This is a genomic window from Paraburkholderia sp. GAS42 (assembly GCF_050436565.1).
Taxonomy (GTDB): Bacteria; Pseudomonadota; Gammaproteobacteria; order Burkholderiales; family Burkholderiaceae; genus Paraburkholderia.
In genome coordinates this window covers 1-24,743 of sequence record NZ_JBNDML010000015.1, presented here as the reverse complement: position 1 = coordinate 24,743, position 24,743 = coordinate 1, and the positions used below count along the sequence as shown (strand labels likewise).

Annotated in this window: 27 protein-coding genes and 2 pseudogenes; 16 read left to right on the top strand and 13 right to left on the bottom strand. The window is 60.3% G+C overall.

Translation table 11 applies throughout. From position 1 onward, the window contains the following. Positions 1-117 precede the first annotated feature (117 nt). The 5 genes from P3T16_RS21640 (at position 118) to P3T16_RS21620 (ending at position 4,113) form a co-directional block, all read left to right on the top strand. Positions 118-630, top strand: coding sequence for a BCAM0308 family protein (locus P3T16_RS21640; RefSeq protein ID WP_429257485.1), 513 nt, complete (start codon positions 118-120; stop codon positions 628-630). A gap of 123 nt (positions 631-753) precedes the next feature. Then, complete coding sequence (locus P3T16_RS21635; protein ID WP_429343791.1) at positions 754-1,695, top strand: DnaJ C-terminal domain-containing protein; 942 nt, start codon at positions 754-756, stop codon at positions 1,693-1,695. Positions 1,696-1,701: 6 nt separating this feature from the next. Then, a complete protein-coding gene (locus tag P3T16_RS21630) occupies positions 1,702-2,019 on the top strand; it encodes a chaperone modulator CbpM (protein WP_429343790.1) in 318 nt (105 codons plus the stop codon). Between the two features lie 17 nt (positions 2,020-2,036). Further along, positions 2,037-2,639, top strand: coding sequence for a hypothetical protein (locus P3T16_RS21625; RefSeq protein ID WP_429343789.1), 603 nt, complete (start codon positions 2,037-2,039; stop codon positions 2,637-2,639). A gap of 172 nt (positions 2,640-2,811) precedes the next feature. Beyond that, complete coding sequence (locus P3T16_RS21620; RefSeq protein WP_429343788.1) at positions 2,812-4,113, top strand: NRAMP family divalent metal transporter; 1,302 nt, start codon at positions 2,812-2,814, stop codon at positions 4,111-4,113. A gap of 4 nt (positions 4,114-4,117) precedes the next feature. Here the strand turns inward: P3T16_RS21620 and P3T16_RS21615 are convergent, their stop codons facing one another. Next, complete coding sequence (locus tag P3T16_RS21615) at positions 4,118-4,873, bottom strand: YoaK family protein (RefSeq protein WP_429257490.1); 756 nt, start codon at positions 4,871-4,873, stop codon at positions 4,118-4,120. A gap of 364 nt (positions 4,874-5,237) precedes the next feature. Here P3T16_RS21615 and P3T16_RS21610 point away from each other — a divergent pair, with 364 nt between their 5' ends. Next, positions 5,238-7,160 carry an SMP-30/gluconolactonase/LRE family protein gene (locus P3T16_RS21610; RefSeq protein ID WP_429343787.1) on the top strand — a complete coding sequence of 641 codons (1,923 nt, stop codon included), beginning with the start codon at positions 5,238-5,240 and terminating at the stop codon, positions 7,158-7,160. 186 nt (positions 7,161-7,346) lie between these two features. Beyond that, entirely contained in the window at positions 7,347-7,757 is a 411-nt protein-coding gene (locus tag P3T16_RS21605) for a hypothetical protein (RefSeq protein ID WP_429343786.1), read from the top strand. A 178-nt stretch (positions 7,758-7,935) separates the two neighbouring features. On the opposite strand, the gene pstS is transcribed toward P3T16_RS21605, so the two are convergent. Further along, positions 7,936-8,967 carry a phosphate ABC transporter substrate-binding protein PstS gene (gene pstS / locus P3T16_RS21600; RefSeq protein ID WP_429343785.1) on the bottom strand — a complete coding sequence of 344 codons (1,032 nt, stop codon included), beginning with the start codon at positions 8,965-8,967 and terminating at the stop codon, positions 7,936-7,938. A 314-nt stretch (positions 8,968-9,281) separates the two neighbouring features. Between pstS and P3T16_RS21595 the strand changes: the two genes are divergently transcribed. Continuing rightward, positions 9,282-9,794, top strand: a complete 513-nt coding sequence (locus tag P3T16_RS21595) for an arsenate reductase ArsC (RefSeq protein WP_429257494.1) — start codon at positions 9,282-9,284, stop codon at positions 9,792-9,794. A 16-nt stretch (positions 9,795-9,810) separates the two neighbouring features. Here P3T16_RS21595 and P3T16_RS21590 read toward each other — a convergent pair whose 3' ends face one another. Further along, positions 9,811-10,332, bottom strand: coding sequence for an NUDIX hydrolase (locus P3T16_RS21590; protein ID WP_429343784.1), 522 nt, complete (start codon positions 10,330-10,332; stop codon positions 9,811-9,813). A 476-nt stretch (positions 10,333-10,808) separates the two neighbouring features. On the opposite strand from P3T16_RS21590, the gene P3T16_RS21585 reads away from it, so the two are divergent. Next, positions 10,809-12,830, top strand: a complete 2,022-nt coding sequence (locus P3T16_RS21585) for an alkaline phosphatase family protein (protein ID WP_429343783.1) — start codon at positions 10,809-10,811, stop codon at positions 12,828-12,830. A 211-nt stretch (positions 12,831-13,041) separates the two neighbouring features. Here the strand turns inward: P3T16_RS21585 and P3T16_RS21580 are convergent, their stop codons facing one another. Further along, a complete protein-coding gene (locus P3T16_RS21580; RefSeq protein ID WP_429343782.1) occupies positions 13,042-13,443 on the bottom strand; it encodes a hypothetical protein in 402 nt (133 codons plus the stop codon). A 228-nt stretch (positions 13,444-13,671) separates the two neighbouring features. On the opposite strand from P3T16_RS21580, the gene P3T16_RS21575 reads away from it, so the two are divergent. Further along, positions 13,672-14,007 carry an ArsR/SmtB family transcription factor gene (locus P3T16_RS21575; RefSeq protein ID WP_429343781.1) on the top strand — a complete coding sequence of 112 codons (336 nt, stop codon included), beginning with the start codon at positions 13,672-13,674 and terminating at the stop codon, positions 14,005-14,007. Then, a complete protein-coding gene (locus tag P3T16_RS21570) occupies positions 14,000-14,473 on the top strand; it encodes an SRPBCC family protein (protein WP_429257499.1) in 474 nt (157 codons plus the stop codon). The genes P3T16_RS21575 and P3T16_RS21570 overlap by 8 nt, the downstream gene beginning before the upstream one ends. A gap of 86 nt (positions 14,474-14,559) precedes the next feature. Here P3T16_RS21570 and P3T16_RS21565 read toward each other — a convergent pair whose 3' ends face one another. Together P3T16_RS21565 and P3T16_RS21560 are read right to left on the bottom strand one after the other, a co-directional pair. After that, entirely contained in the window at positions 14,560-14,901 is a 342-nt protein-coding gene (locus P3T16_RS21565) for a zinc ribbon domain-containing protein YjdM (protein ID WP_429343780.1), read from the bottom strand. A gap of 153 nt (positions 14,902-15,054) precedes the next feature. Further along, positions 15,055-15,450, bottom strand: coding sequence for an SDR family oxidoreductase (locus P3T16_RS21560; RefSeq protein ID WP_429343779.1), 396 nt, complete (start codon positions 15,448-15,450; stop codon positions 15,055-15,057). Between P3T16_RS21560 and P3T16_RS21555 the strand changes: the two genes are divergently transcribed. Then, positions 15,419-15,679, top strand: coding sequence for a hypothetical protein (locus P3T16_RS21555; RefSeq protein WP_429343778.1), 261 nt, complete (start codon positions 15,419-15,421; stop codon positions 15,677-15,679). The genes P3T16_RS21560 and P3T16_RS21555 overlap by 32 nt on opposite strands. On the opposite strand, the pseudogene P3T16_RS21550 reads toward P3T16_RS21555, so the two are convergent. From P3T16_RS21550 to P3T16_RS21540, 3 genes and pseudogenes are all read right to left on the bottom strand, one after another. Then, positions 15,572-15,826: pseudogene (locus tag P3T16_RS21550) on the bottom strand (SDR family NAD(P)-dependent oxidoreductase); the annotation flags it as partial. The gene P3T16_RS21555 and the pseudogene P3T16_RS21550 overlap by 108 nt on opposite strands. Before the next feature lie 43 nt (positions 15,827-15,869). After that, on the bottom strand, positions 15,870-16,841 hold the full coding sequence (locus P3T16_RS21545; RefSeq protein WP_429343777.1) for a zinc-binding alcohol dehydrogenase family protein: 972 nt from the start codon (positions 16,839-16,841) through the stop codon (positions 15,870-15,872). 72 nt (positions 16,842-16,913) lie between these two features. Beyond that, positions 16,914-17,657 (bottom strand): alpha/beta hydrolase, encoded by a 744-nt coding sequence (locus tag P3T16_RS21540; RefSeq protein ID WP_429343776.1) that lies wholly within the window; start codon positions 17,655-17,657, stop codon positions 16,914-16,916. Between the two features lie 124 nt (positions 17,658-17,781). Here P3T16_RS21540 and P3T16_RS21535 point away from each other — a divergent pair, with 124 nt between their 5' ends. Beyond that, positions 17,782-18,414 carry a CGNR zinc finger domain-containing protein gene (locus P3T16_RS21535; protein ID WP_429343775.1) on the top strand — a complete coding sequence of 211 codons (633 nt, stop codon included), beginning with the start codon at positions 17,782-17,784 and terminating at the stop codon, positions 18,412-18,414. Positions 18,415-18,556: 142 nt separating this feature from the next. Here P3T16_RS21535 and P3T16_RS21530 read toward each other — a convergent pair whose 3' ends face one another. Further along, positions 18,557-19,930 (bottom strand): M14 family metallopeptidase, encoded by a 1,374-nt coding sequence (locus P3T16_RS21530; RefSeq protein WP_429343774.1) that lies wholly within the window; start codon positions 19,928-19,930, stop codon positions 18,557-18,559. A 255-nt stretch (positions 19,931-20,185) separates the two neighbouring features. Here P3T16_RS21530 and P3T16_RS21525 point away from each other — a divergent pair, with 255 nt between their 5' ends. Both P3T16_RS21525 and P3T16_RS21520 read left to right on the top strand, forming a co-directional pair. Then, positions 20,186-20,605, top strand: coding sequence for an ester cyclase (locus P3T16_RS21525; RefSeq protein ID WP_429343773.1), 420 nt, complete (start codon positions 20,186-20,188; stop codon positions 20,603-20,605). 389 nt (positions 20,606-20,994) lie between these two features. Continuing rightward, positions 20,995-21,567 carry a DUF4337 domain-containing protein gene (locus P3T16_RS21520; RefSeq protein ID WP_429343921.1) on the top strand — a complete coding sequence of 191 codons (573 nt, stop codon included), beginning with the start codon at positions 20,995-20,997 and terminating at the stop codon, positions 21,565-21,567. A 257-nt stretch (positions 21,568-21,824) separates the two neighbouring features. Here the strand turns inward: P3T16_RS21520 and P3T16_RS21515 are convergent. From P3T16_RS21515 to P3T16_RS21505, 3 genes and pseudogenes are all read right to left on the bottom strand, one after another. Continuing rightward, positions 21,825-22,283: pseudogene (locus P3T16_RS21515) on the bottom strand (cytochrome c biogenesis CcdA family protein); the annotation flags it as partial. Between the two features lie 126 nt (positions 22,284-22,409). After that, positions 22,410-23,159, bottom strand: coding sequence for an alpha/beta fold hydrolase (locus tag P3T16_RS21510; RefSeq protein ID WP_429343772.1), 750 nt, complete (start codon positions 23,157-23,159; stop codon positions 22,410-22,412). Between the two features lie 42 nt (positions 23,160-23,201). After that, complete coding sequence (locus tag P3T16_RS21505; RefSeq protein ID WP_429343771.1) at positions 23,202-23,507, bottom strand: putative quinol monooxygenase; 306 nt, start codon at positions 23,505-23,507, stop codon at positions 23,202-23,204. A gap of 109 nt (positions 23,508-23,616) precedes the next feature. Here P3T16_RS21505 and P3T16_RS21500 point away from each other — a divergent pair, with 109 nt between their 5' ends. After that, entirely contained in the window at positions 23,617-24,576 is a 960-nt protein-coding gene (locus P3T16_RS21500) for a GlxA family transcriptional regulator (protein ID WP_429343770.1), read from the top strand. The last annotated feature ends 167 nt before the right edge of the window (positions 24,577-24,743 follow it).

Genomic DNA, 24,743 nt, shown 5'->3' with positions numbered 1-24,743 from the left:
CAACTGATCGGCTGATCTGCTAACGAAAGGTGCGGAGGGCATGGCGCATTGCGCCATGCCCTCCGTCACGCCATTGCAACAATGGCCCAATCGAACCAGCACACGAAGGCGACGGCGATGACCACGATGCAGGGACGGACGAAAAAGTCGCAGATGCACCGCGACAAACACGCTGAGGCGCATACCCCCGACACCCACCGCATGCACAAACGGGCAGGAGGCGCCTCGAAATGCCCCGAGTGCGGAGCCATCTGCGACAAAGGTCGCTGGAGCTGGAGCGCGACCTTCACGGAGATGCGTCAGCTGATGTGCCCAGCCTGTCATCGCATCCACGAGAACGTGCCAGCGGGCGAGATCATATTCGACGGCGACTATCTGCTGAATCGCCGGGACGAAGTGGTAGCGTTGCTGAATCATCAGGCGGCCAGCGAGCAGAGGGATCATCCGCTCGAAAAGATCATGGACATCGATGCGCATCCGACGCACATTGTCGTGCACACCACGGGGTCGCATATGGTGCGCAGGATAGGCGTGGCGATGCTGCATGCGCACCACGGGCATCTGGAGATCAGCTACCGCGACGACGAGGGGCTGCTGCGCGCGCATTGGGAACGTTCGCTGGTCACCTGACCGGCGTGGCGGCGCCCGCGCGCCCTCGTGAGGCGCCGTATTCATGTAAAGTCAATCCATCCCATGCAGCCGGCGTCGTGTGGACGCGCGGTCCTCCATACCCCTTTGGTCTGACTCTTTCAGATGAAATACAAGGACTATTACGAGGTTCTCGGTCTGGCGCGCACCGCGACCGAGGAGGAGATCAAACGCTCGTACCGGAAGCTCGCGCGCGAGTATCACCCGGACCTCAGCAAGCATTCTGACGCGGAGGATCGCTTCAAGGAACTGGGCGAGGCCTACGAGGTGCTCAAGGATCCGGAAAAGCGCGCCGCTTACGACCGGCTGGGGAGTGACTGGAAAAACGGCCAGGACTTTCAGCCGCCGCCGAACTGGGACGAAGGGTTCGAGTTCACTGGTCCGGGCAATGAGGCTTACGCGCAGGGCAACCTGGACGATTTCTTCGAGGCGATGTTCGGCGGCGCGCACCGCGGGCATCCGCGGGCGGGTCCTTCGCCCGCGATGGGGCAGGATCATCACGCGAAGATCGTCATCGATCTGCGCGATGCCTGGCGAGGCGCGGAGCGTTCGATTGTGCTGCAGTTGCCGGTTGTCGACGAGCAGGGCCATGTCACGCTGCAGTCACGCACGCTGAACGTCTCCATTCCGAAGGGCGTACGCGCCGGACAGCATCTGCGTCTTTCGGGGCAGGGCGGAGCCGGGCGAGCGGGCGCGCCCGCTGGCGATCTCTACCTGGAAATCGCTTTTAAGGAAGACGCGCGTTTTCACGTAGACGGACGCGATGTCTCGATCGACCTCCCGGTCGCGCCGTGGGAAGCCGTGCTCGGCGCGCAGGTGACGGTCCCGACACCGGACGGTGCGGTAGAAATGACGGTGCCGAAGAATTCCGCCGGCGGCAGACGTCTGCGACTCAAGGGGATGGGAATTCCCGGCAATCCGCCAGGCGATCTCTACGTAGTCTTGAACATCGTGTTGCCTTCGGCCGACAGCGAGCCGGCAAGAGCCGCATACGAAGCGATGCGGCAGGCGTTCAATTTCGACCCGCGCGCGCGGTTCTACGGGTAACTCATCATGAAAGACTCTGCGACGCCCCGTCTGGAAGGACAGATCATCGATGAACAGGTGGAGTTCACACTCGTCGAGCTGTGCCGGGTGACCGGTGCATCAGAAGACGAGTTGACGCTTTGGGTGGCCGAAGGGGTTTTCGACCCGGACGGCACCGGACCGCAGGACTGGCGCTTTAGCGGCGCGTCGCTGCGCCGCGTGCGCACCGCGCAGCGGCTCGCGCACGACCTGCAGATCAATCCGCCCGGCATCGCGCTGGCGCTTGACCTGCTGGACCAGATCGACGCATTGCGCGCGCAGCCTCGCCGTCCGCCGCGCGGGTAAGTGCCGGGAGAACAGAGATGAAAGACGCATACGAGCGGCGCGCCCTGTTGCTTCATCTGGGCGACGTTCTGGAGGCCATACAGGACGTTCTGCATCGCCGCCGCGACGAGCCGGCCGTGCGCGAACTGGTCGCCGCGCACCATTCCCTGGCCCGTTTCCCGCTTCTGACCCAGATATCGCCGCAGATGCCGGTGCAGGAGTTCGTCGAGCGCTCCACCCGTGCGTTTGCTTCGTGGCCACAGGCGCTGTTGGAGGAAGATCTGAACCGCGCGCAACTCGCGCTAGCCGTGCGGCGTTCGCTTTTTGCCGGTAATCCGGCAGGCTGGCGTGCCTATGCCGCAACGTTAAGGACAGAGGTCGCCTGGTTCGGCAAGAACCTGCCGCTGGTCGAAGACGAAGGTAAGGGCGAGGCCGCGGTCCAGACAGACACCGGCGACGACGAACCGGCGAACGACGTCGAGGAAGGCGCTGTCGAAGTTCCCGGTGGCGATGAGCGTCCGGGCGCAGCCGATGTCGAACGCGGCGATGTCGAACAGCAGCGCGCCGGTCAGAAAGGTGTCGAAAACGTCGAAAGCGGCGGGCGCATCTATCCATCCTGGCCGTGGAAATCCGAAGGTTAATCAATCTTTGATCAAGATCAGTCGTCAGATGGCTGCTGCCGCTATCGTGAAGCGATGGAGGCAAGACCATCAACGTCTAGCGCTTTCACGCTCGAAAGGGATTTCCGTCCATTTCTTTTCGCGACGCAGTAACGGATAGCAGGGTCGCAGCCGCTTCACGGGAGATAGAAGGATGGCCGACGACGCGACGCAACCCGTACCTGCCTTGCGCACCCTGTGGAACCGTCTGAAACAGCATCCACTCTCACGCCTGGGGCCGGGACTCATCACCGGCGTCGCAGACGACGATCCCAGCGGTATCGCCACCTATTCGCAGGCGGGCGCGCAGTTCGGGCTCAATATGCTCTGGACGATGCCGCTCGCGTTTCCGCTGATGGCCGCCGTCCAGTCAATGTGCGCGCGGATCGGACGCGTGACGGGCAAGGGCCTCGCGGCCAACATCAAGGAAGCGTTTCCGCCTTTCGTGCTGCAGGGCGTCGTACTGCTCCTGCTGGTCGCTAACACGCTCAACATCGCCGCCGACGTCGCCGCGATGGGGGAGGTTGCCGAACTCGTCACCGGTGTCAGCCGTTACCGGATGACCGCCGTTTTCGTGTTCGGCACACTGATCCTGCAGGTGTTCGTTCCATACCATCGTTACGTTTTCTTCCTGAAATGGCTGACCATTTCGTTGCTTGCCTACGCAGCTGTGCTGTTCATCGTACACGTCCCCTGGGGGCAGGTCATCGCGCGCACGGTCTGGCCGCATCTCACGTTCGATTCCAGCGCCGCCGCGATGGTGACAGGCGTGTTTGGAACGACCATCAGCCCTTATCTGTTTTTCTGGCAGGCATCGGAAGAAGTTGAGGACATGCATGCGACACATGCCGATGCGCTCCTCACTGGCAATGCACCCGCCGCCGCGAAGGAACTGCGCCGTATTCGCTGGGACACATGGAGCGGCATGCTGTATTCGGATCTCGCCGCGTATTTCATCATCCTTGCGACAGCGGTAACGCTTCACGTTGCCGGCGTCACGGATATCACCACGGCCGCACAGGCAGCCAGCGCACTCAGGCCCCTCGCCGGAGATTTTGCCTACATACTCTTTGCGCTCGGCATCCTGGGTGTCGGCATGATCGGGGTGCCTGTGCTGGCAGGATCCGCAGCGTATGCGCTTTCAGAGACAATGGGATGGAAGGAGGGACTCGAACGCAAGGCTAACGACGCGCGGGGCTTCTACGGCGTGATCGCCGTTAGCGTGCTGGCCGGATTCGCGATTCAGTACTCGCCGGTCAGTCCGATGAAGGCACTGTTCTGGAGCGCCGTGATCAACGGGGTCGTCGCTGTGCCGCTGATGGTCGTCATCATCGTGCTGGTGTCGACGAAACGGGTGATGGGTGTGTATACCGCAGGCCGCACGCTGGTTTTCCTCGGCTGGCTTGCGACGGCGATCATGGGCGCCGCTGCCATACGGATGTTCATGCCGGGTTAGCAGGCTAGCGGCGCTCGGGCGGTGCTCTACCCAGAATATCGTCCAGCACCGGGACGACAGCGAGCGTTAGCAGGATGAGCGCGAGCGGCAGCGTCGCGATAAACCCGAGATGCTTGAAACCCACCGCGCCGATCAGCCCGCCAACAAAGAACATGCCGAGGAGCGACGACAGCAGCGCGAGTTTCTGCCGGTCGGCTCGCACAGGGACGTCGACAGTACCGGAGACGTTCCAGTAGGCCAGCTTGCCCAGTTCGATGCCCATATCGGTGACGAGTCCGGTTACGTGAGTGGTGCGGATCTCAGCCCTGGAAATCTTGGTGATGATCGCATTCTGCAACCCCATCACGAAACACAGCACGGCGACCGTGGCTGACACGGACAGCAGATGATGACTGTCGAGCCTGAAGCCGATCAATCCGAAACACAGCAGCAGCGCGGCCTCCAGCATCAACGGCGTTGCATACTGGCTATGCGCTTCGCGTCGACGCCCCCAGTTGATCAGGATGGCGGACGTCGCTGCGCCTGTCAGAAACGCTAGCAGCGAAGCCAGACCTGCTGCTACAAGTCCAATTTCGCCAAGTGCAAGATTGTCGGCCATCGACGAAACGATACCCGACATGTGCGACGTGTACTGGCCGACCGCAAGGAAGCCGCCCGCGTTTGCAGCGCCCGCGACGAACGCCAGCCAGCGTCCCAGGCGTCGGTTGGTTGTATCCGTTCGCTCACGGCTTGCGAAGCCGCGCAGATAGTTGATTGGCATGTTGATCGACGAAAGTATGTCCAGCGCATCATCTCACACCGTTCGAAGAGATTGCCTTGACGGGCAGCGACGGCGCCAGGGTGTCCACGGCCTCAATGTGCGCGTGCAATGCTGCCCCGTCAAGAACGGGCCTGATCGTTCATCGCGGCGCTTACCGAAGTAGCGAGCGAACAGTCTCCACAAATGCGGGAGATTCAGATGAGAAACGGGATTCTGGCGGGTATCGTAGGAGGAGTGCCGCCAGCACCGAATTTTTAGGAAGATTTCGGATCTGAAATTGAACCGGTCAATTCGCCACGCCCGGCTTCACGAAAATTTCATTGCACGCGTCCAGGTTACCCGTCGATTCAGGAGAACATCGATCATGGTGATGAAACGCATCCATGCCCTGTTCGCTGCCGTTGTACTGATCGCGACGATTGCACCGGCATGTCAGGCGCAGTACACCACCGACTGGCTGGCGAATACATTTGGCACGAATGCCACCCACGTCGGTAACGGCGCGCGTTCCATGTGGGTAGCGCCCGAGGGTGTCATCTATACATCCTCGTTGTGGGATGAAAACGAAGGCGGAGTCGCCCTGTACCGGAACGGCCAGAGCGTGGGTTCCATGGGGCTGCACAACGATTTTCAGGGGAGCGCCATTACGGGTAATGCAACGTCAATCTTCGTGGCTTTGCAGTTCAGCAGAACGGACGGCGGTGGAAGGGTGGGGCGCTACAACCGGACGAGTCAAACTCGCGACCTCGTCATTCCCGTTAGCGCGACAACGACTGAGGCGCGTGCCGATGTCGTCACGGGACTCGCGACATCAGGTTCACTCCTTTATGCGAGCGACTTTCCTGGAAATCGCGTCCGGGTTTTCAGTACCGACGGCGTCTGGCAGCGGGATATCAATGTGTCAGGCCCTGGCGCGCTCGCCGTGGACGGCGCCGGCAATATCTGGGTTGCCCAGAAAGGTGCGGGCACGATTGTCGAATTCAGTCCCGCTGGCGCACCTTTGAACACGATCCAGATGTTCGCTGCGTCCCGACCGTCCGCGCTGTATTTCGACGCGGCAACAGGACAGCTCATGGCCGGCGACGAGGGGCCCGACATGAACATCAAGATATACAACATCGTGGGCGGGCCGATTCAGGTCGGCACGTTCGGCATTCAGGGCGGATATCTCGACACGACGGCTGGAATCAAAGGCCAGGTCGGCGACAAGCGCTTCACCCGCGTTGCCGGCATCGGCAAAGACGCCGCCGGCAACCTGTATGTGCTCAACAACCCATGGGGTGGAACCTGGGACCTCGGCCGCAACGGCAACACTGACATTCACGCCTACGACAGTTCGGGCAACCTGCGATGGAAGCTTCAGGCACTGAACTTCGAAGGCAACGCCGCTCCGGACCCCGGTACAGACGGCGCGTACTTCTATGGAGGCTTCAACGTCTACACCGGCACAGCCGGTGGAACCTTCGTGGCCAACACCGTCGATCCGATCGACTATCCGTCCGATCCGCGAATCGACATCAACGACGGCCAGCGCGGCCAGCACTTCGCGCAAATCGCCGCCGTCGGCGCAAACCGGATCCTTGTGGCATCCGGCCAGAATCCCGGGATCTTCCACTTCTTCCACTTCAATGCGGCCAATGGCTACATCGCAATACCGGACGCGTCGCTGCCGGGTGCAGCGTTCAATACGACGGCACAGGTCACGGGTGGATTCTGCCTCGACAGCAACGGAAACATCTGGGCTGGCCTCGACAGGACGAACCACATCTACTACTACCCGCTGACCGGCTTTGATGCCGACGGCAAGCCGACCTGGGGAGCCGCGGTGACGTACTCCACGCCGAGGTCTATCCGACCCATGACGCGAATCATCTACCTCGCGGACAGCGACACCATGATCCTGGCGCAAGGCATTGTGGGGAGCACAGACTGGACGTCGATCGGAACGAGGGTCGAGGTGTATCACGGCTGGCGCGCAGGAAACCAGACCTCACCGAATCCGGTGATCAACATCACCCGCCCCAACGCCAAGTCGATTACGGCAGCAGGCAATTATCTGTTCGTCGGATACGTACACACCGTGCCCAACATCGATGCCTTCAATCTCAACACAGGCAGCCTGGACACCACGTTGATCAATACCAGCCCCACCCTGGTGGACGTCGGTAATGACGTGGATTCGATGTATGGCCTCAGGTCATACCTGCGATCAACCGGGGAGTACGTGGTCACGAAAGACAACTACAACGAGTCCAGCATTGTTGTTTATCGCTGGACGCCTGGATGAGTCGGGGACGACGGCCCGTTCGACTTGCTGGCTGGGGGAACCTGCCGCAAGCAGCCAGCGAACCCGGGGTAACGGTCCGCAATCCATGCGGAGCCGGCTTCATTCCCCATGAGTGTGGCCATATGTATGCCGGCGAAGGCACAAACGATATATACTGTTTATATCGTTTATCAAAAGGAGATCTCTATGAACGAGCCCACCATCAAGAAGTCGACGAAGAAAGCTTTCCACTTTCCAAAAGGCGCGGCCGGCACAGTTGTTGAGTCAGACGTGGTTGCGGAACCGGCGACGCCAAAGGTGGCCCGTCAGAAGCGTGCGGCGGCGGTTGAAGCAAAGCCTGTCGCTGCGGCCCCAGAAGAGAAAGTGAAGCGGGTGAAGAAGGAGAAGGTAGTTCGCGACAGCTTCACAATGCCCAAATCGGACTACGCGAAAATCGCGACCCTAAAGCAGAAGTGCCTGGACGCGGGCATCTCGGTGAAAAAGAGCGAGCTGCTGCGGGCCGGGCTGCTTCTGCTGGCGTCGACGCCGGATAAGCGCTTGCTGGCAGCGGTTTCAGCCGTCGAAACAATCAAGACGGGGCGCCCGGCAAAATCGTAGCCTTCCGACGCGCTGCATGAACGATGGGCGCGCCTTCCACTGTGGCGCGCACACTTCGCGAGCATTTCCGGTACGCGTTCTGTCCAACGCCGGCGTACAGCGCGTAGTCCAGTTGCATGCGTTCAGGCAAGGTTGCGCCCGGGTCGGTCAAGCACCTGACGCAGCCTTGTCTGCATGTTTACTCGGCAACTGGCTTGCCAGACACATCCTTCACCTTCGAGCGCCATTGCGTCCGAATCTCGTTCACCACAGCGTCCGGCAGCGTGATGTAGTCAAGTTCCTGCGCAGCCTGCGTTCCGTTCTTGAACGCCCAGTCGAAGAACTTCAGCGTTTCCTTGCCGTGGTCGGGCTTGTCCTGCACCGAATGCAGCAAGACGAAGGTAGCGCCTACGACGGGCCATGCATCCTTTCCGGGTTCGTTGGTGAGAATTTGATAGAACGTCTTCGACCAGTCAGCTCCAGCGGCCGCCGCCTTGAATGTTTCCGTCGAGGGTCGAACGACTGAACCCGCCGGGTTTTGCAGCGCGGTGTACGCCATCTTGTTCTGCTTCGCGTAAGCCCATTCGACATAGCCGATCGCGCCCGGCAGCCGCTGGACAAAGGCTGCTACCCCGTCGTTTCCCTTGCCGCCGGTACCCGTTGGCCAGTTCACTGTCGTGCCTTCGCCAACCTTGCTCTTCCACTCAGGATTCACCTGCGCCAGATAGTGCGTCCAGATGAAGCTGGTCCCGGAACCATCGGCACGGCGAACCACGGCGATATCGGTGTCGGGTAGCTTGACGCCAGGGTTCAGCGCAGTGATGGCGGGGTCGTTCCACTTCTTGACCTTGCCCAGAAAAATGTCGCCCAGCACGGGGCCGGACAACGTCAGCTCGCCGGGCTTCACGCCCGCTACGTTCGTCACGGGCACCACCCCGCCCACGACTGTCGGGAACTGGAACAAGCCGTCCTTAGCGAGTTCATCATCCTTCAGCGGTGCGTCGGAGCCGGCGAAGTCGACCGTTTTGGCAATGACCTGCTTGATGCCACCCGACGACCCGATGCCCTGATAGTTAATTCTGGCGCCACCGGTCTTCTGATAGGTATCGGCCCATTTTGTGTAGATGGGCGCCGCAAACGTGCTGCCGGCGCCGGTGACGTCGACGGCCCCAGCGCTCACACTCAGAAGCGCGCCACTCAAACCCGCAATCGCAAACCAGGCGAATCTCATGGGCGTTCTCCTTGAAAGGTTCGTAGGGATACTTGCCCGAAACTAGACCCGGTTGATGACAATTGGGTGACAACATTGGGTCATCGCGACTTACATGATGGACTCGCGGATGGGTAGGTTGAGGCGGCCAGCGCGGACTGCCAGACCGCCGGTGGCTCGACGAACCGAACGACACGCCGCATGGCCATGACCACCCGACGGCCAGGGGGTTGACGGCGGAATTATCTCAGGTCATGGTCCTGTCACAGACATGCAAGACAGACTCGGCAGAATCCCGCCTATAACCAGAAAATGCGCGATACGGGGTACGAGGGGTGATCAGAAAATATAAGGTGCTGTTTCTCTGTCGTGAGAATTCGGCACGCAGCATTATTGCGGAGGCTTTGCTCCGCGAACTGGCGGGCGACAGATTCGAGGCATTCAGCGCGGGCGCAACGCCGGCTGCACGGGTTCACTCGCTTGCTATTGCGCAACTGCGGCCCGGCGTTTCCGACCTGGAAGTCCTCAGTCCCAAAAGCTGGCTGGAATTTACGGGCGAATGGGCACCGCTAATGGACCTTGTCATCGCAATGGACGACTGCGTCGACGAGTATCATGCGCCGACGTTCCCTGGCGAACCGCACTTCATCAAGTGGAATTTCGCAGACCCGCTCGCGGAGGGCATGACGCACGCCGAGCGAACGAGGTCATTCGAAAAAGTGTTCTGGCAGATTGTGCGCCGCGTCAGCGTATTCATGGAGCTGCCTCGATACGCTGTCCCAATGGCGGAACATGCGACCACTATCGAATCCATTCCCGGTGCAAACGAGATGCTGTGCGCCCGTTAGCGGGCCGAAAGCCGCCTCATGCTGCGCGCCGGGCAAATCCCGGCTGGCTGTCGAAGCCTTCACTCTGTAACGCAAGCTCCAGGTTCTGGATGAATGCTTCGGCGCGCTGATGGCGACTCCGCGCAAGTGAGGGGCGGCGACTCATCGCAAGGATATCCACGATGCCTCTGGTCGAGACGCCGGTGGCAAAGCTGGACACGTCCGACACGTCGACCCAGCGGCAACGCGCAATCTCGCTGCCCGGCACTGCCGACTGGTTCCCGGCAATCCGGGCGACGAACACGTGGTGGCACGTGCGTACGCCGACAAACTCGAACATGTACCTGATGCCGAGAGCACGAAGGTGAGTTTCTTCGACCAGCTCGCGTACCGCCGCTTCTTCGAGGCTTTCGTCCGCTTTGGCTCTTCCGCCAGGCAATGACCATCTGGCATGTTCCTGGCGAACCAGCAGAATATGCGTTCCACGCTGGCATACAACGGTCGCACGTTGCTTCAAGGTGTCTCTTCCATTTATCGGGGCCGTGGATTGCTGCGGCATGCCGCATGCCTGATTGCACGGCGGCTGGCCGGCTTCCACCACAGCGCCCTATATCGTTTCCGGAGCGACCAGGTGCGGGTTCCCGTCACGCCAGTGCTCCGTCCTCGGTCTTCTGTGCAGGACAATAGTGATTTTGGTACGTGACAGGTTTGTGACGAACGGGTCGTGGCTGGGAGCGGAAGCGCATTTTTCGAACGCTTCGCCCCGATTCACTGCTGCTGAGGCACACAAGCCTGACGGCCAAACCTCGCCGATGACCTACGTCGGGTATTTGAAGGCAGATCAAAAGCCGGACGTCGGCTGCGTCACGTGACTATCGCGTGGTGGACATCTTTCCAACTTCTTTTCGTCACCCGAAGCGCCTAGTTTTGCGGTTGTAACGCGCCGTAATCAGGTTACGAACGGAGATGCGCAGCGCTTTCGCGCTGCGGGATCGACTCCAAGTCCCCACACGAATCACGTCGACGGAGCATTCCATGAAGCGAGTGAAGAAGGTGATTGATGCAAGCGTCACAAAAGGCTGTCTGCTTGGCACGGGGCTGATACTGGCCGCCGCGGGCGTCGTGTTCCCATCGGTGTCTGAAAGTCAGTCACAGGCCACGGCTGAATCGGCGCGCACTGCGTCGCCGATCAAACACGTGATTGTGATCGTCGGAGAAAACAGGACATTTGATCACGTCTTTGGCGCATACCGGCCGCGCGGTTCGCAAACCGTTTCGAATCTGCTTTCGAAGGGCATCATCACTGACGACGGCAAGCCGGGTCCGAATTTTTCGCGTGCCGCCCAATACACGGCCGTCGCAAATGACCCCTCGCGTTTCGATTTGAGCCCGGGCTCGCGCCAACTGTATCCGGTCCTGCCTGCGCCCAATACGGGCTTTGTGAATACGTCAGCGAGCGACACAAGCCCACCGCCGTTTGCGACCCTTGCGATGGCAACCGCCGTTGAAGGTAACTCGCTCGAACCTCAGGACCTCGTGCATCTGACGACCGGCGCGTCCGGGCTGGCGCAGCAGGTGCCAGACACGCGTTTCGGTGCCAACACATTCAATCTGCCGAACGGCCCCTATCAGATTTCGCGAGTCGGCCCGAATTACGATCAGTACATGAACAGTCCCGTGCACCGTTTTTACCAGAACTGGCAGCAGGCAGACTGCAATGTTTCGCACGCAACGCCCGGCAATCCGAGTGGCTGCAGGATGGATCTTTTTGCATGGGTCGAGACGTCGGTCGGAGCGGGATCGAACGGCAAATCGCAGCCCGCCGGTTTCAATGACCAGACGACAAGCGAAGGCTCGACCGCGCTCGGCTATTACAACGTCAATACGGGAGACATGCCGTACTTCACCGAACTGGCGCGCAAGTACACGATCAGCGACAACTATCACCAGCCGGTGATGGGGGGCACGGGCGCGAACAGCATCATGATCGGCACGGCCGACGCGCTCTATTACACGGACGGTCACGGCAACGCGACGACACCGCCCGTCAACGAAATCGAGAATCCGTTTCCGCAGCCGGGCACCAACAACTGGTATACGCAGGACGGCTATTCGGGCGGTACGTACAGCAACTGCTCCGACCCGGGTCAACCGGGCGTAGGGGCCATCCGGCATTACCTCGATACGCTGCCGTATCACCCGAAGGCCAATTGCGCGTCGAATACCTGGTACCTGCTGAACAACTACAACCCAGGGTACAACGGCGACGGCACCGTGAATACGGCCACGTTCACCATTCCACCTTCGCCGGTGCCGACGATCGCCGACTCGCTCCTTGCAAAGAATATTTCATGGAAGTATTACGGGGAAGGGTGGAACACGTTCGTCTCGCATCCGTCGACAAGCGTGTATTGCAACATCTGCAATCCGTTCCTGTATGAAACTGCGATCATGACCAACCCCGCGCTGGTGAAAGCGCATATGCAGGATACGACTGACCTGTACGCGGATATCGCAAACGGCACCTTGCCGGCGGTGTCGTTCGTCAAACCGGGGGGCCTGCTCGACGGACATCCGGAATCTTCGAAGTTTGGGCTCTACGAAGGTTTCGTTCGCAAGATCATCGACTCGGTCCAGAAGAATCCGGCGCTCTGGGCATCGACAGCGATTTTCATCACCACCGACGAAGGCGGCGGCTACTATGACTCGGGATACATTCAGCCTGTCGACTTCTTCGGCGACGGCCCGCGTATTCCGCTGATCGTGGTGTCCCCGTTCTCGCGAGGAGGGCGAGTCGTGCACGAATATTCGGACCACGTATCGATTGTCAAATTCATCGAACGCAACTGGTCGCTCGATCCGATTACACGGCGCAGCCGGGACAATCTGCCGAATCCGGTGCAACTCCCACTTGATCCGTACGTGCCCGTGAATGCGCCCGCGATCGGCGATCTGTTCAACTCATTCCGCTTCGACCGACGGGACGATGGTGGTAGCGACGATGGTCATTCAGACGCGAACGGCGGCCACGGCGGTTTCGGGTGGTGGCCTTTCTAGTTTCGATCTCAACGCAATCCAGCCAGCGGACATGACATCGTGCAAACGACGTCGTGTCCGCCGAGGCTGTTGTCCCCAAACGCCGCTGAACTGGCTATTGACGCTCCTTACTCCATCGCCACCGGCCCCCCCCGATCCCACGATGGATTCGCCCGGCTCGACAGGCCAAACGACCCATCAACATCGTCATCGGTTAGCGCCGTGACGGCATTCACTCCTCGCACTGCACATCGTGCTTTGGCACGACGATGATCACCGGGTATGTCCCCCGGTCGAGTTCCACGCGCGCGACCACGGCCATCGTCGCGTTGTCGATGTCGTCGTATACGCTGACTTTTTCATGCCGGAGGCTTGTGATGCCGGTACAGGCAGACGCGCGACCCTCATCGGAGATCTGGCATTGGAACGGGTTGTCTGCAAGGTAGCGATATTTGTCTCTGTCGGGGGTCGCAAGGTATTCACGAACGCTCTGTGCCGATCCCCCGACGCCGGTGACATACCCAATGGCGCACTGCTGTCTGGGTGTATCGCTGCCCGCGGATGTTTCGGCTTTCGCGGCCGTGCCTGCGGCCATGATGAGCGCCGCGAGTGTCGGTGCAAGGAGGTATTTCATGGCGCGAATCACAGTTGTCTGATCGAAGTGCTGGATTGTAATGGCATCTTGCACAACGGGTCTGAAAGCGAAGAACGGCTGCTATTGCCAGATTCGAGGCGCTGTTCAGGGCTGACGAGGGAAGTGGCCTCGATTGGCGCGCGCGTTGGCGATCGTTGACCAGTACTTGACATGCAAGGGATTGCTTGCCTATAGTTAATGCAACAGATTACTTGCATGTAGCCGCCCATGGCCGAGCGTCTCGATGACACCGACTTGCTGTTCAAAGCCCTCGCCGATCCCAGCCGGCGCAAGCTGCTGGACTTGCTGCACGCACACGACGGCCGCACCCTCAACGATTTGTGCGAGCACCTGGACATGACGCGGCAGGGCGTGACGCAGCATCTGGGCGTGCTGGAGGCGGCGAACCTGGTGGTCACCATGTGGCGCGGCCGCGAGAAGCTGCACTTCCTCAATCCGGTGCCGCTGCAGGAGATCTACGAGCGCTGGATAGCCAAGTTCGAAAAGCCGCGCCTCAAGGCGCTGGGCGACCTGAAACGACGACTGGAGAAACCCAATGGCTAGATCGACTTTTGTCTACGTGACCTACATTCGCACCACGCCGGAGAAGCTGTGGTCAGCATTGACCGACGTGGAGTTCATAGAGCAGTACTGGTTCGGCATGCACTGCGAAAGCCAGTGGACGGCGGGGTCCTCGTGGAAGATGGTGTCCGGCGACGGTCAGATCTACGACACCGGCGAGATCGTCGAGGCCGAGCCGCCACGGCGCCTGGTGATCCGCTGGCAACACCAGAACAAGCCCGAGCTCAAGGCCGAAGGCGAGTCGCAATGCACGATGGAACTGGAGCCCAGTGGGACGGCGGTCAAGCTCTCCATCACCCACACCATCGAGCGCGAACCCTCGAAATTCATCGAGGCGGTGTCCGGCGGCTGGCCGAAGGTCATCTCCAACCTGAAGTCCCTGCTGGAAACCGGCTCCATCGCTCTGCAGGACCCGTACCCGACGGGCAATCCCTACGGCCGCCGCTGACATCCCATGGAGAGCGCCCACTCTGGAAGGAGCAACATGGCAAAGGGTCCGGCCAACTGCCGCGCAAACATGCGCCATGCGCCTCGTCACACCTTCTTGACGAATTCCGATTTCAGGCTCATGGCGCCGAAGCCATCGATCTTGCAATCGATATCGTGGTCACTGTCCACCAGCCGGATATTTTTTACCTTGGTGCCCATCTTGATCACCCCAGCCGAACCCTTCAGTTTCAAGTCCTTGATGACAGTGACGGTATCCCCATCCTGCAAGACATTTCCAGCTGAATCGCGATAAACCCTGTCCACCGTTTCGGTCGGCGCGGCTGCTTGCGCCGACCATTCATGCGCACACTCCGGGCAGATGTACACGCCCGCATCTTCGTACGTGAACTCGGAATTGCATTTCGGACAGGGGGGCAATGCGCTCATGTGAAATCCTTGGTGCCTGACGAAGGCAATAAAAGCAGGAAAGTATAGCGCTGTCCGGTGGCTTGCTTGTCCTGCCGCGCTCGTGACGTCAATGTTGAGCGTCCGCTTCCGGCCCGGCGGTGGACGGCCAGTTTGATGGTCTTATCGTCCGATTCAGATCGACTTGACCTCTCCACCGTCCATCCTCAGCGTCGAGCCCGTCATCCAGTGAGCCGCCGGCGACACGATGAACGCCATCAGCCCGGCAATCTCCTCGGGCGTGCCATAGCGGGCGATCCCCGCTTCGAGTGGAAACCTCGCCGTCGCTTCTTCGACAGTCAGGTTGTGCAGCGGTGCCCAATGTTCCAGATAGGATTGCCGCCGACCCGTCATCACGGGGCCGGGCAACACGCTGTTGACCTGAACACCGTCTGCGATACCCCGGTCTGAGAACGCCTTCGCCAGCGCCACGATGGCCGCGTTGATCGTGCCCACAGCCGCGTAGGGTGCTTTGGGAAACAGGGCTGAATTGCCCGACATGAATACCACCGACCCTGACGTTTCCTTCAACGACGGCCACGCCGCGACCGTCAATCGCCGCGCGCCGTGGAGCTTCAGTTCGAGGCCACGGGTTCCATTGATCGTCGGTCATCGCGAAGACATCGATCTGCGGCACCGCGCCCGCGATGTTGAGCAATGCGTCGATCTGCCCGAACGCCGACAGAGTCTGGTCGACGACTTTCTGTGCGGCGTCGGGGTGAGACAGGTCGAGGTCGATTACAAGCGGCCCGGCACCTGATTTTTTCACGTCGACGGCGGTCTGGTCGAGGTTCTCGCGATTGCGCGCAACCAGCACGATCGCGGTAAAGTCTTGCGCCAGCCTGATTGCGGTCGAACGGCCGATACCCTGGCTCGCGCCCGTGACGATTGCTACTCTCCTGGACATTTCCTTTCTCCCTAGCTCGTGGACGAACCACTTGAATAGCGATTCAGTGAATCACGACCATCTTTCCGCCAGCCTCGTTCGCTTCCATCACACGATGGGCTTCGCGAATTTCGTCGAAACCAAACACTCGGGAGGGCTTCGCGTTGAATCGGCCGGCGGCAACGTCTTCGGCGATCTTCTGAAGCGGCACGTCGGAAAGTGGAAAACCCGGCGTGCCGAATACGAAACTGCCGAAGAAACTCAGGTAGACACCACTCGCCATCTGGAGGAGAGGATTGAAATCGACAATCGGATCGAGGCCGCCCAACCAGCCCGCAAGACAGGCACGGCCACCTCGCCGCAACATTGCGAGGGAATCGAGTATGGTGCTGTTACCGACGAGATCGAGTACAGCATCGATCTGCTTCGCTTCGGCAATGCGCTTCGAAAGGTCGGGGCCTTCGACTTCGACGCGCGCGACGCCTAAACCTTCCAGCATCGCAAAACGCGCCGGATTGCGGGTTGTCGCGATGACCTTCGCGCCGGCGTTGACTGCCAGGTTGACGGCCGCCTGCCCAAACGACGATGTCGCACCCCGGATGACGACCGTTTGCCCGTGCGCAATCTCGAGGTTACGGAAAAGGCACGTCCACGCCGTTGCATACGTTTCCGGAATGGCCGCGAGGTCAGCCCACGGCAGCCCGGACTCGATCAGCGCCACATTGGACACTGGCGCCCGCGTGTATTCCGCATAGCTGCCGTTGATGGTTCGCCCGAGACCGCCCATCAACGCGGCGACCTTCGCGCCAACCGGGAATTCGCCGCCGGGACACGACTTCACCACGCCCACACACTCGATACCACTGACCCTGGCAGCTTCGGCCCACTCGCCGCGACGCATGTGCATCTCGGCGTGGTTGATGCCGAATGCCTTGATTTCGATGACCACATGACCTGCCAGTGGTTCGGGCTCGGGCAGTTCCGTGTACACGAGGCTATCGAGGCCGCCGAATTTGTCCAGCACGATTGCACGCATGACTTTTCTCCTTCAGTTTGAAAACACCGCTGTTGATGCCGACGATGCGTTCGCATGTCAGCGAAATAAGCGTTAGCGAGCCAGGATTGCCCCGGCCGCTTCGACGATCACGCTGGCCACGGCGTCGGGCGCCGTTACGATTGGCGTGTGATCGACCTGGTATGAGCGCACGAGTGCGTTCATTCGCCGCGCCATGAAATGCTGGGTGTCGGCGCTGATCATCCGGTCCTGTTCAGCGATCAGGAACCAGCTCGGAAGATCCTTCCAGAGTGGGCGCCCAACCGGCTCGGCGATGCACGAAACCGCAATGGGACGTTGAACCGCGCCGAGCACCGTCAACGCTTGCGCCGCCGCGTGCTGAGCGAACGCTGCCGCGAATGCCTCATCAGGCAGCCATATCAGGCCATGTCGATCCGGTGACAGCTTCGGCGCCTGCGGATGCGCTTCACCGCGGTAGAAAACATCACCCACCGTTTCGCCTTCGTCGGGCGCAAGCGCCGCAACGTAGACCAATGCCTTGACGTTTTCGGCGGACGTTGAACCAATCACTGCGCCAGCGTAAGCATGCCCGGCGAGTACAACCGGACCTTCGATCCGTTCCAGGGTTCTATTCAGGGCGGCAACGTCTTCGTGCAAAGAGCTGAGCGGCAACGGAGCCGCGACTGCATTTATGCCGTGTATCTTCAGACGTTCGATGACTTGGCTCCAGCTCGATCCGTCCGCCCAAGCGCCGTGCACAAGCACCGCGCTCACGTTCCCAATAGACATTTCTCGCTCCTTTGAAAGTAGTGGGTGCTGCTTGTAACGCACGCGCATCGTGCCGCGCGCCGGGTAACCTGTAAATATCCTATAAACAGGTTACAGATGTGGTGCGTAACTTGTCAAGAGCATTTTTAGTGGTTACGATGCAATCATCGTTACTTCGCATTCGTCATGAGAGATGGACTACCGTCAGATTCCCCCGATATTCGTGGCCGATGCACGTGGCCTTGATTTCCTGAACTCGGTCGCGACGCCGGTGGATGAGGAGGTCGACTGGATCAGCGACGGGGAGGGCTTGCTGGCCTGGCTGGAACAGGCCGGACTGGTGCCACGCACAGCGCTCGAGGCGATACGGATTCGGTCCACGGCCGCCGAACTCAACGACGTTGCGGCGCGGGCGCGCGTTCTGCGCGAGTGGTTCAGGGGATTTGTCCAGAAGAGGAAGGGGCGGCCGTTGACCGCCAGAGATCTGCGTGAGCTCGAACCTTTAAATCAGCTGCTCGAACGGGACGAACAGCATGGAGAAATCGTCACGAACGTCCTGGCAGGCGTTACGACCTTTGAACTTCGCGCGAATCGACGCTGGCAGTCGTCAGAGTCGTTGCTGATGCCGATAGCCGAGGCGCTGGCCAGAGTCGTATGTGACGAGGACTTCACGCACGTGAAAGCCTGCGAAGGCCCCAGATGCACATTGATGTTTGCCGATCACACGCGGGGCCACGCCCGCCGGTGGTGCAGCATGGCGACCTGCGGTAACCGCGCGAAGGTTGCGGCTCACCGGAAGCGGTTCAGGGAGCGGAAGAACGGTTGACGTTACGGTAGATTTCGATCGATCGACGTCCCGCTCACTCCGGGGAGCGCGCCATGCGTGCAGAAAAGTTGGCCGCCTTCGACCCGAGGGGGCATGAAAGTTGAACGCGACCGTCTATTTGTAAATGCAAGGCCTTCGACAATCATTGCGCCGAGATGCAAAACGCCAGCAACCCCGACGTAATCTCGTCGATGATTTTCTTCATTTCCGGATATGGCGGATGGAAGGGCGTTGGGTTATTCGGACTGCCCCACTCGATCGTGTACGAAAACACCTTCGCTTTTTTTGCGTCCACAAGGTGACGGCTGAACGCATAGTCATCCGATGTGCCGGCCGTCGGATAGAGGCTCATCGACTGTTCCGTCTTGTAGACGCGGCCGCGCGATGCCTTGATCGCGTCACGCATCTCATTTGCCAGTTGGACTGCGAGTTTCTTGTCCTCAGCCGCGATGTATTCGCTGTACGCCTTGTCATTAGCGATGCCGCGCTTGCCGTCATACGCGGGATTCCGGAAATTCATGTCGGGATCGCTGCTCTGATCGACATCGTCACCCCAGTTGTACAGGATGTCTTCCGAGTAGCTATGCAGGTCGACAAAATAGCGAATGTGCGGAAAGGTATCGAACATCCACACGGCATTTTGTGTCTCGGGCTCTGAGGCAGGTGCGGGTCCGATGTAGATATCGTGGTCGCATGGGTCGGTGGAATTTTCAATGGGACACTTCGGATCGAAGTACTTTGGAAAGTCCCAGAGGAAGTCGTAGTTACGGTTGACGTCCACACCGACGCAGCTGGATTGTGTATGCCCAGCCGCCGCGGGGCGACGATTTTTGCGCCACATCGGTTCGGTCGCCATGCTGTAGTTGCGTCCGTCAGGATTGGCTTGCGGAAAGACGTACACGTCCTTCGTGTCCACCACGGATTTTATCTGCGCGGCAGTAAAGGTCCTGCTGCCAATCGTGATATTCGTATTTGTCCGGTATGCGTTTGTGAGCAGTTGTACGAAGTTGACAAGAATGTCGGGGCTGCCCCACTCGCGCGCGTGAACGCCGCCAAGGAAATAGATTCCGGGGCGCCCCTGTCCGCTTCCTTTGCCAATCTTGAGCGCGTGACAGACGCGCTTCTCCCAGGTCTCGTTCGGCAGTTTTATCAGCGTGGTGATCGCGTCATTCGGAGGATCAGCTTCGGCGGCGAGTGCCGCTTCGACGTGTGCCACGTCGAGGTACCCCGTACTGGCGGCAACCGACAACGCTTCACGCGTTAGCGCGACCCCAGCGCTTTCGCGCTTCTCCCTCTGTCGCGCCATACCCTCGACGTCAGCATCCTCAAGACGTTCCACCTTGTAGCCCGCGCTCTCGAGCGCATGGATTTGCTCTTCGCTTGCGTGCGCATCGACGCGATAACCATCGGCAACTTTCTCGACGGTATGCCGGGCAACCGTGACCTTATGTCTGGTCACGAGGTCGGCCATCGCCGCATAGTCGCTTCCGATAATTCGTGCATGCCAGGTTGACATGGTTATTCTCCCGTGACCGTTCTTCGCCTCTGTAAATAGAAAGACGGGTAGGGTGCCAGCCATTTCAAATCTGGAAGCCGTTGCTGCGCCGTCGCGATCGAACTGGGCGACGAAGGTAGAACGGACACTATTTGAGCGGCGTTCGCCCGGGTCCCGGGCTTTTCGGTTAGCCTTGGTGAGCGAATCCCGCGACCGCAGCGTTTCCGGTCAATGCCGGCCCATTCATTGTTCAACCTGTTGCCAGGAGTCCGTCCCGTGCATGAGATCAGCGCTGTCGTTCGCGGATTTATTGAGGAGGTTCTGAACCAGGGGCGTATCGATGCAACTGGTAAGTTCTTCTGGGAGGACATGGTCGAGCAGGTCCCATTCCCTGGCCAAGGTCCCGGTCTCGAAGGCCTCAAGGACGTCCTGCGGGGCATGCGGGCCGCGTTCCCGGATATGCATTGGCGCGTCGAGGAGCAACTTTCTGACGCAGACCGGGTGCTGACCCGCTTCGAATGGACGGGCACGCACAGTGGAGCGTTTCTCGGCGTGCCCGCCACCGGGCGTCCTGTACGCGTCTGGGGTATGGTCATCGACCGCGTTCAAGAGGGCAAGATCAAGGAGAGCCGCATCATCATGGACACACTCGGGTTGATGATACAACTCGGTGTGGCCGTCCCGCCGGGCCATTAAGGTCGGCGACGCTTGACCTTGCTTCGCAGTGGTCTACATCCGCAGCGGTGTTGTCCCGCGCCATCCATTGAACGCCTTGTGTCAAACTCTATGGTTTGTTCACAAAAGAACAAAGGAGGGAGCGATGCGCCAGATGACCGTTTGGGTACTCGTTGCAGGACTCCTGCCGCATTGCCAAAAACGCGGTCGCGGCGAAGCTGACTTTGGGTCGACTTGACTCCGGCAACAAGGAACAGGTCGCTCGCTTGCGATTTGCGAAATGTTACGCGGTCGTCGGCCCGACCTGAAGGAACCAGGCGAGGTGCAGCGGCTTCTTCCGTTTTCGGAGCGAACGACGACGCGTGGCGCCGCTGCAATTGATAATAGAAGAGCATCTCGAAGGGTATGCAATGACGGACGAGTTTGAAATTCACGGCCCGCACGATCACGCGGTAGAGCACGCGTCGCACGGCGATACTTTCTCGGCGCGAATTGCCGTGATGACGGCTATCCTCGCAACGCTCGGGGCATTCGGGTCTTATCAGAGCGGTAACACAGAAAATCTCGCGCTGATTGCCAAGAATGAGGCCGCTATCAGTAAGACGGAAGCAGCGAAGCAGTGGGGCTATTTTCAGGCAAAGGGCGAAAAGCAGAATCTCGCGGAATTAGGTGCCGCAATTGTCGACCCGACCTCAGCTGCTCGATCAAAGTTCGAAGCGGACGTGAACAAGTATCGCGAACAGAAGGAACCGATCCGACAACAGGCTGAGGCACTGGAGAAGGATGTAGAGCGGGCGAACGCGCGGAGCGAGACTCTATTGCATAGTCATCACCACTGGGCACAAGCCACCACCGCAGTGCAGATATCGATCGCGCTCGCAGCAATCACCCTGCTCACGCGAAAGCGCTGGCTGCAGGTCATGTCGTTTGGGGTCGCAGTATGCGGCGTGTCTCTAGGCGCTGCGGCGCTCCTGTCGTGGTAGCTCGGCACTACTTTTCGTACTCGTCGCCTTGCGATGGAAAACCTGATCTCCGTCGTTCGCTGGTGCTGAACAGACGCCCGTCTTGATTGCAGCCGGGGTATCTCTTCCAACTATTGCGCCGATTCGAGACTGCACGTGGCATATGAACAACATGCCTGGTTGCATACGGAGTAGGTCCAGAAATCGACCAGCACCACCTTGCCGCGCAGCGACTGCGCTGTGAGCGGCGGGCTGTTGAGCCATTGAGTGGCGCCGTCGACGTTGGCCCCCTTGAGGGTGGCATCCGTGAGGAGCGGGCCCAGGATCGGGCCAGCGCATGGCGCCCACAGGAGCCCCGTGGCCACGCCCAGACCCGCCGCCGAGTGCACCGAATCGTCCTCGCTCTCGCTGCGCTCGGTGAGCTTGTTGCCGAGTGCCACGAGCGGACGGGTGATCCAATCGGCGACGTGGTCGGATAGCAAGGTAAGACCGAGCACGGCGAGCACGGCCAATGCGACGATGCGGCCGTATTGGTTGGCGCGGACGGCCCAGCCGCCGCCAACGGCGGCCAGCGTGGCGACCACGGCGAAGGTGAGCGCCATGCCCACCATCATGGGCAGTCCATTGCGCGCGAACGGGCGGTCTGCCCGCGAGAACACGAAGGGCAGTACCGGCAGGACGCAGGGACTCAGGATGGTCAGTACACCGCCGAGATAGGCAGGAATCAGTAAAAGCATGGGGGCGACATCCGTGGTGGGTTCATGGCACTGTGCGTACCTGGAATGGGGGCATGCCGATTTGCAATGGTGTCGACGGCCCAAAGCGGACATGTCCCCCATCGAGATTATCAGCGGTCGATTCGTCTACTTTGCGGCCGCCTCGATCACTCGAGCGACTGCGGCCGGCTGAGACATAAAGACTGCGTGGCTTGCGCTCACCTCGGTAACCTTCGCACCCGAACGCTGATACATCCAGCGCTGAAGCTGAGGGCTCACTACATGATCCTGGGTGGTCAGGACCGCATAGCTAGGCTTGGTTCGCCATGCCGCCACAGAGACAGGGGCTCCCAACGCCTTCTCGGCGAGTTGCTCCTGCGAGTCCGCCAGGAATTGAGCGTCCGGTGGCGAGACATCCGCTGCATAGGTCTCGCGGAATTTCGCCGGTGGAATGAAGAAATACTTGTCCGGCGTGGCCCGCATGGCATCGTTGGGTGCGGCGAACTTCGACAGAAGTTGACCGCTGGCTTCTCCTGCATCGGGTTGGAGTGCGGCCACATAGACGAGCGCACTGACCTTCGGGTCAGCACCCGCCTCCGTGATCACGGAGCCGCCATAGCTATGACCGACCAGCACGACAGGGCCCTTCTGCTGATCGACGATGCGCCTGGTGGCATCGACGTCCTCGGCGAGGCCAGTGAGCGGTTCTTGCACGATGTTCACATGAAAACCATCCTTCGACAGGATGTCGTAGACGGCCCGCCAGCCTGAGCCGTCCACCAGTGCGCCATGGACAATGACGATATCTTTCGCAGCCGGCTTCGACTCGGCGAGAGCCATCGTGCCGGTCGTGGCAACCATGACGGCAACGGTAAGTTTATTTCGCAGTGCAAACAATTTGATCTCCAGTAATGTTTCTAGACAACCGTCGTTTAGACGTTAGACCAGCTTGTTCTTCATGGCCAGAACGTCGATCAGTTCGACCGACGGCGGGCTCGCCAGCATCTCGTCAACGCGGGCCATCAGGGCGTTGGCCATGTCGCCGGCGAGGTGTGCCTGCCGATCCTCTTCACTCGCAAAGGCGTCGAAGACGCCGAACGTCGTCGGCGACAGCTTGAGGGCGAACCAGATCGGCGTGGCGGCCTCCCGATTGGTCATTTCAAGGCCGGCGGAAAGGAAGTCGGCTAGCGACCGCTCCTTTCCCGGCTTCGCTTCAAGTCGTACGAATAGTGCTTTCTTGATCATCTTTGCTCTCCAGTTTGCGCGTGAACGGTTCACGCGTTGGTCCAGACTTTACAAACGCCGCGCGCTGGGGAACACTGTCTGAATCGACAACTTTGATATCAATTCGGCCATGCGGATTTTTGTCCTCGCGCTCGAGGGGGTGTTCGACACCGGCCTCACCACCGTGCTCGATGCCTTGACGACGGCCAACGAACTTGCGCGCGCGACCGGGATGGCCACACCCGGCTTCGAAATCACCATTGCGGGGATGCGGCCAGAGGTGCGCACCGCGCTTGGGCTGCAGGTTCCCGTCCGCGATATGACAGATGTCCCCGCCCCGGATTGGGTTGTCGTACCAGCGCTCAACAGGACGACGACGGACCTGCTCGTGCCTTCGCTCGGCCGGGCCGACGTGATCGATGCACTGGGTGCATTGCGCTCGTGGCACCGTGCCGGCGCCCATATCGGAGCCGCCTGTACGGGTACATTCGTGCTGGCCGAAAGCGGCTTGCTCGACGGGGGCGAAGCCACCACCACCTGGTGGCTCTCGCCGGTGTTTCGGCAGCGTTACCCGCGTGTGCACCTGGACGCGAATCGCATCGTCGTTCCCAGCGGCAATGCGCTAACGGCAGGGGCGGCCCTGAGTCACCTCGACCTTGCACTCTGGTTGATCCGCAACAACAGCCCTGAGCTAGCGGCGCTCGTGGCCCGGTACCTCGTATTCGATTCGCGGCCGTCGCAGTCCGCCTTTGCGATCTCCGATCACCTGTCCCATTCGGATCCGCTCGTCGAGCGTTTCGACCGCTGGGTGCGCGAACACCTCAACACGGCGATCGCACTCGACGACGTCGCGGACGCATTGGCGACGAGCAAGCGGACATTGACGCGACGTCTGAACGCCGTGCTCGGTAAAACGCCCGTCGAGTACATACAGGATCTGCGGGTCGAGCGTGCCGTTCATTTGCTGAAAACGAGCAAGGACAGCGTGGATCGCATCGCCGAGCAGGTCGGCTACGCAGACGGCGTCACATTGCGCACGCTGCTGCGGCGGCGGATAGGTAAGGGGGTCCGTGAGTTGCGGGCGTCGTGAGTCTTATCGACTTTTGGAGTATACCGATGGCCGTGTTCGACGGGTCCCACGGGAGACCAGAACCGGACATTACTTATATGGTCGCCTCCCTTTTGCAAGGCGATTGTGCGTGGCGAGGAGGGTGGTTGCGGACTTATATCCGGACTCGATCGCGGGAAGTGCCCGCC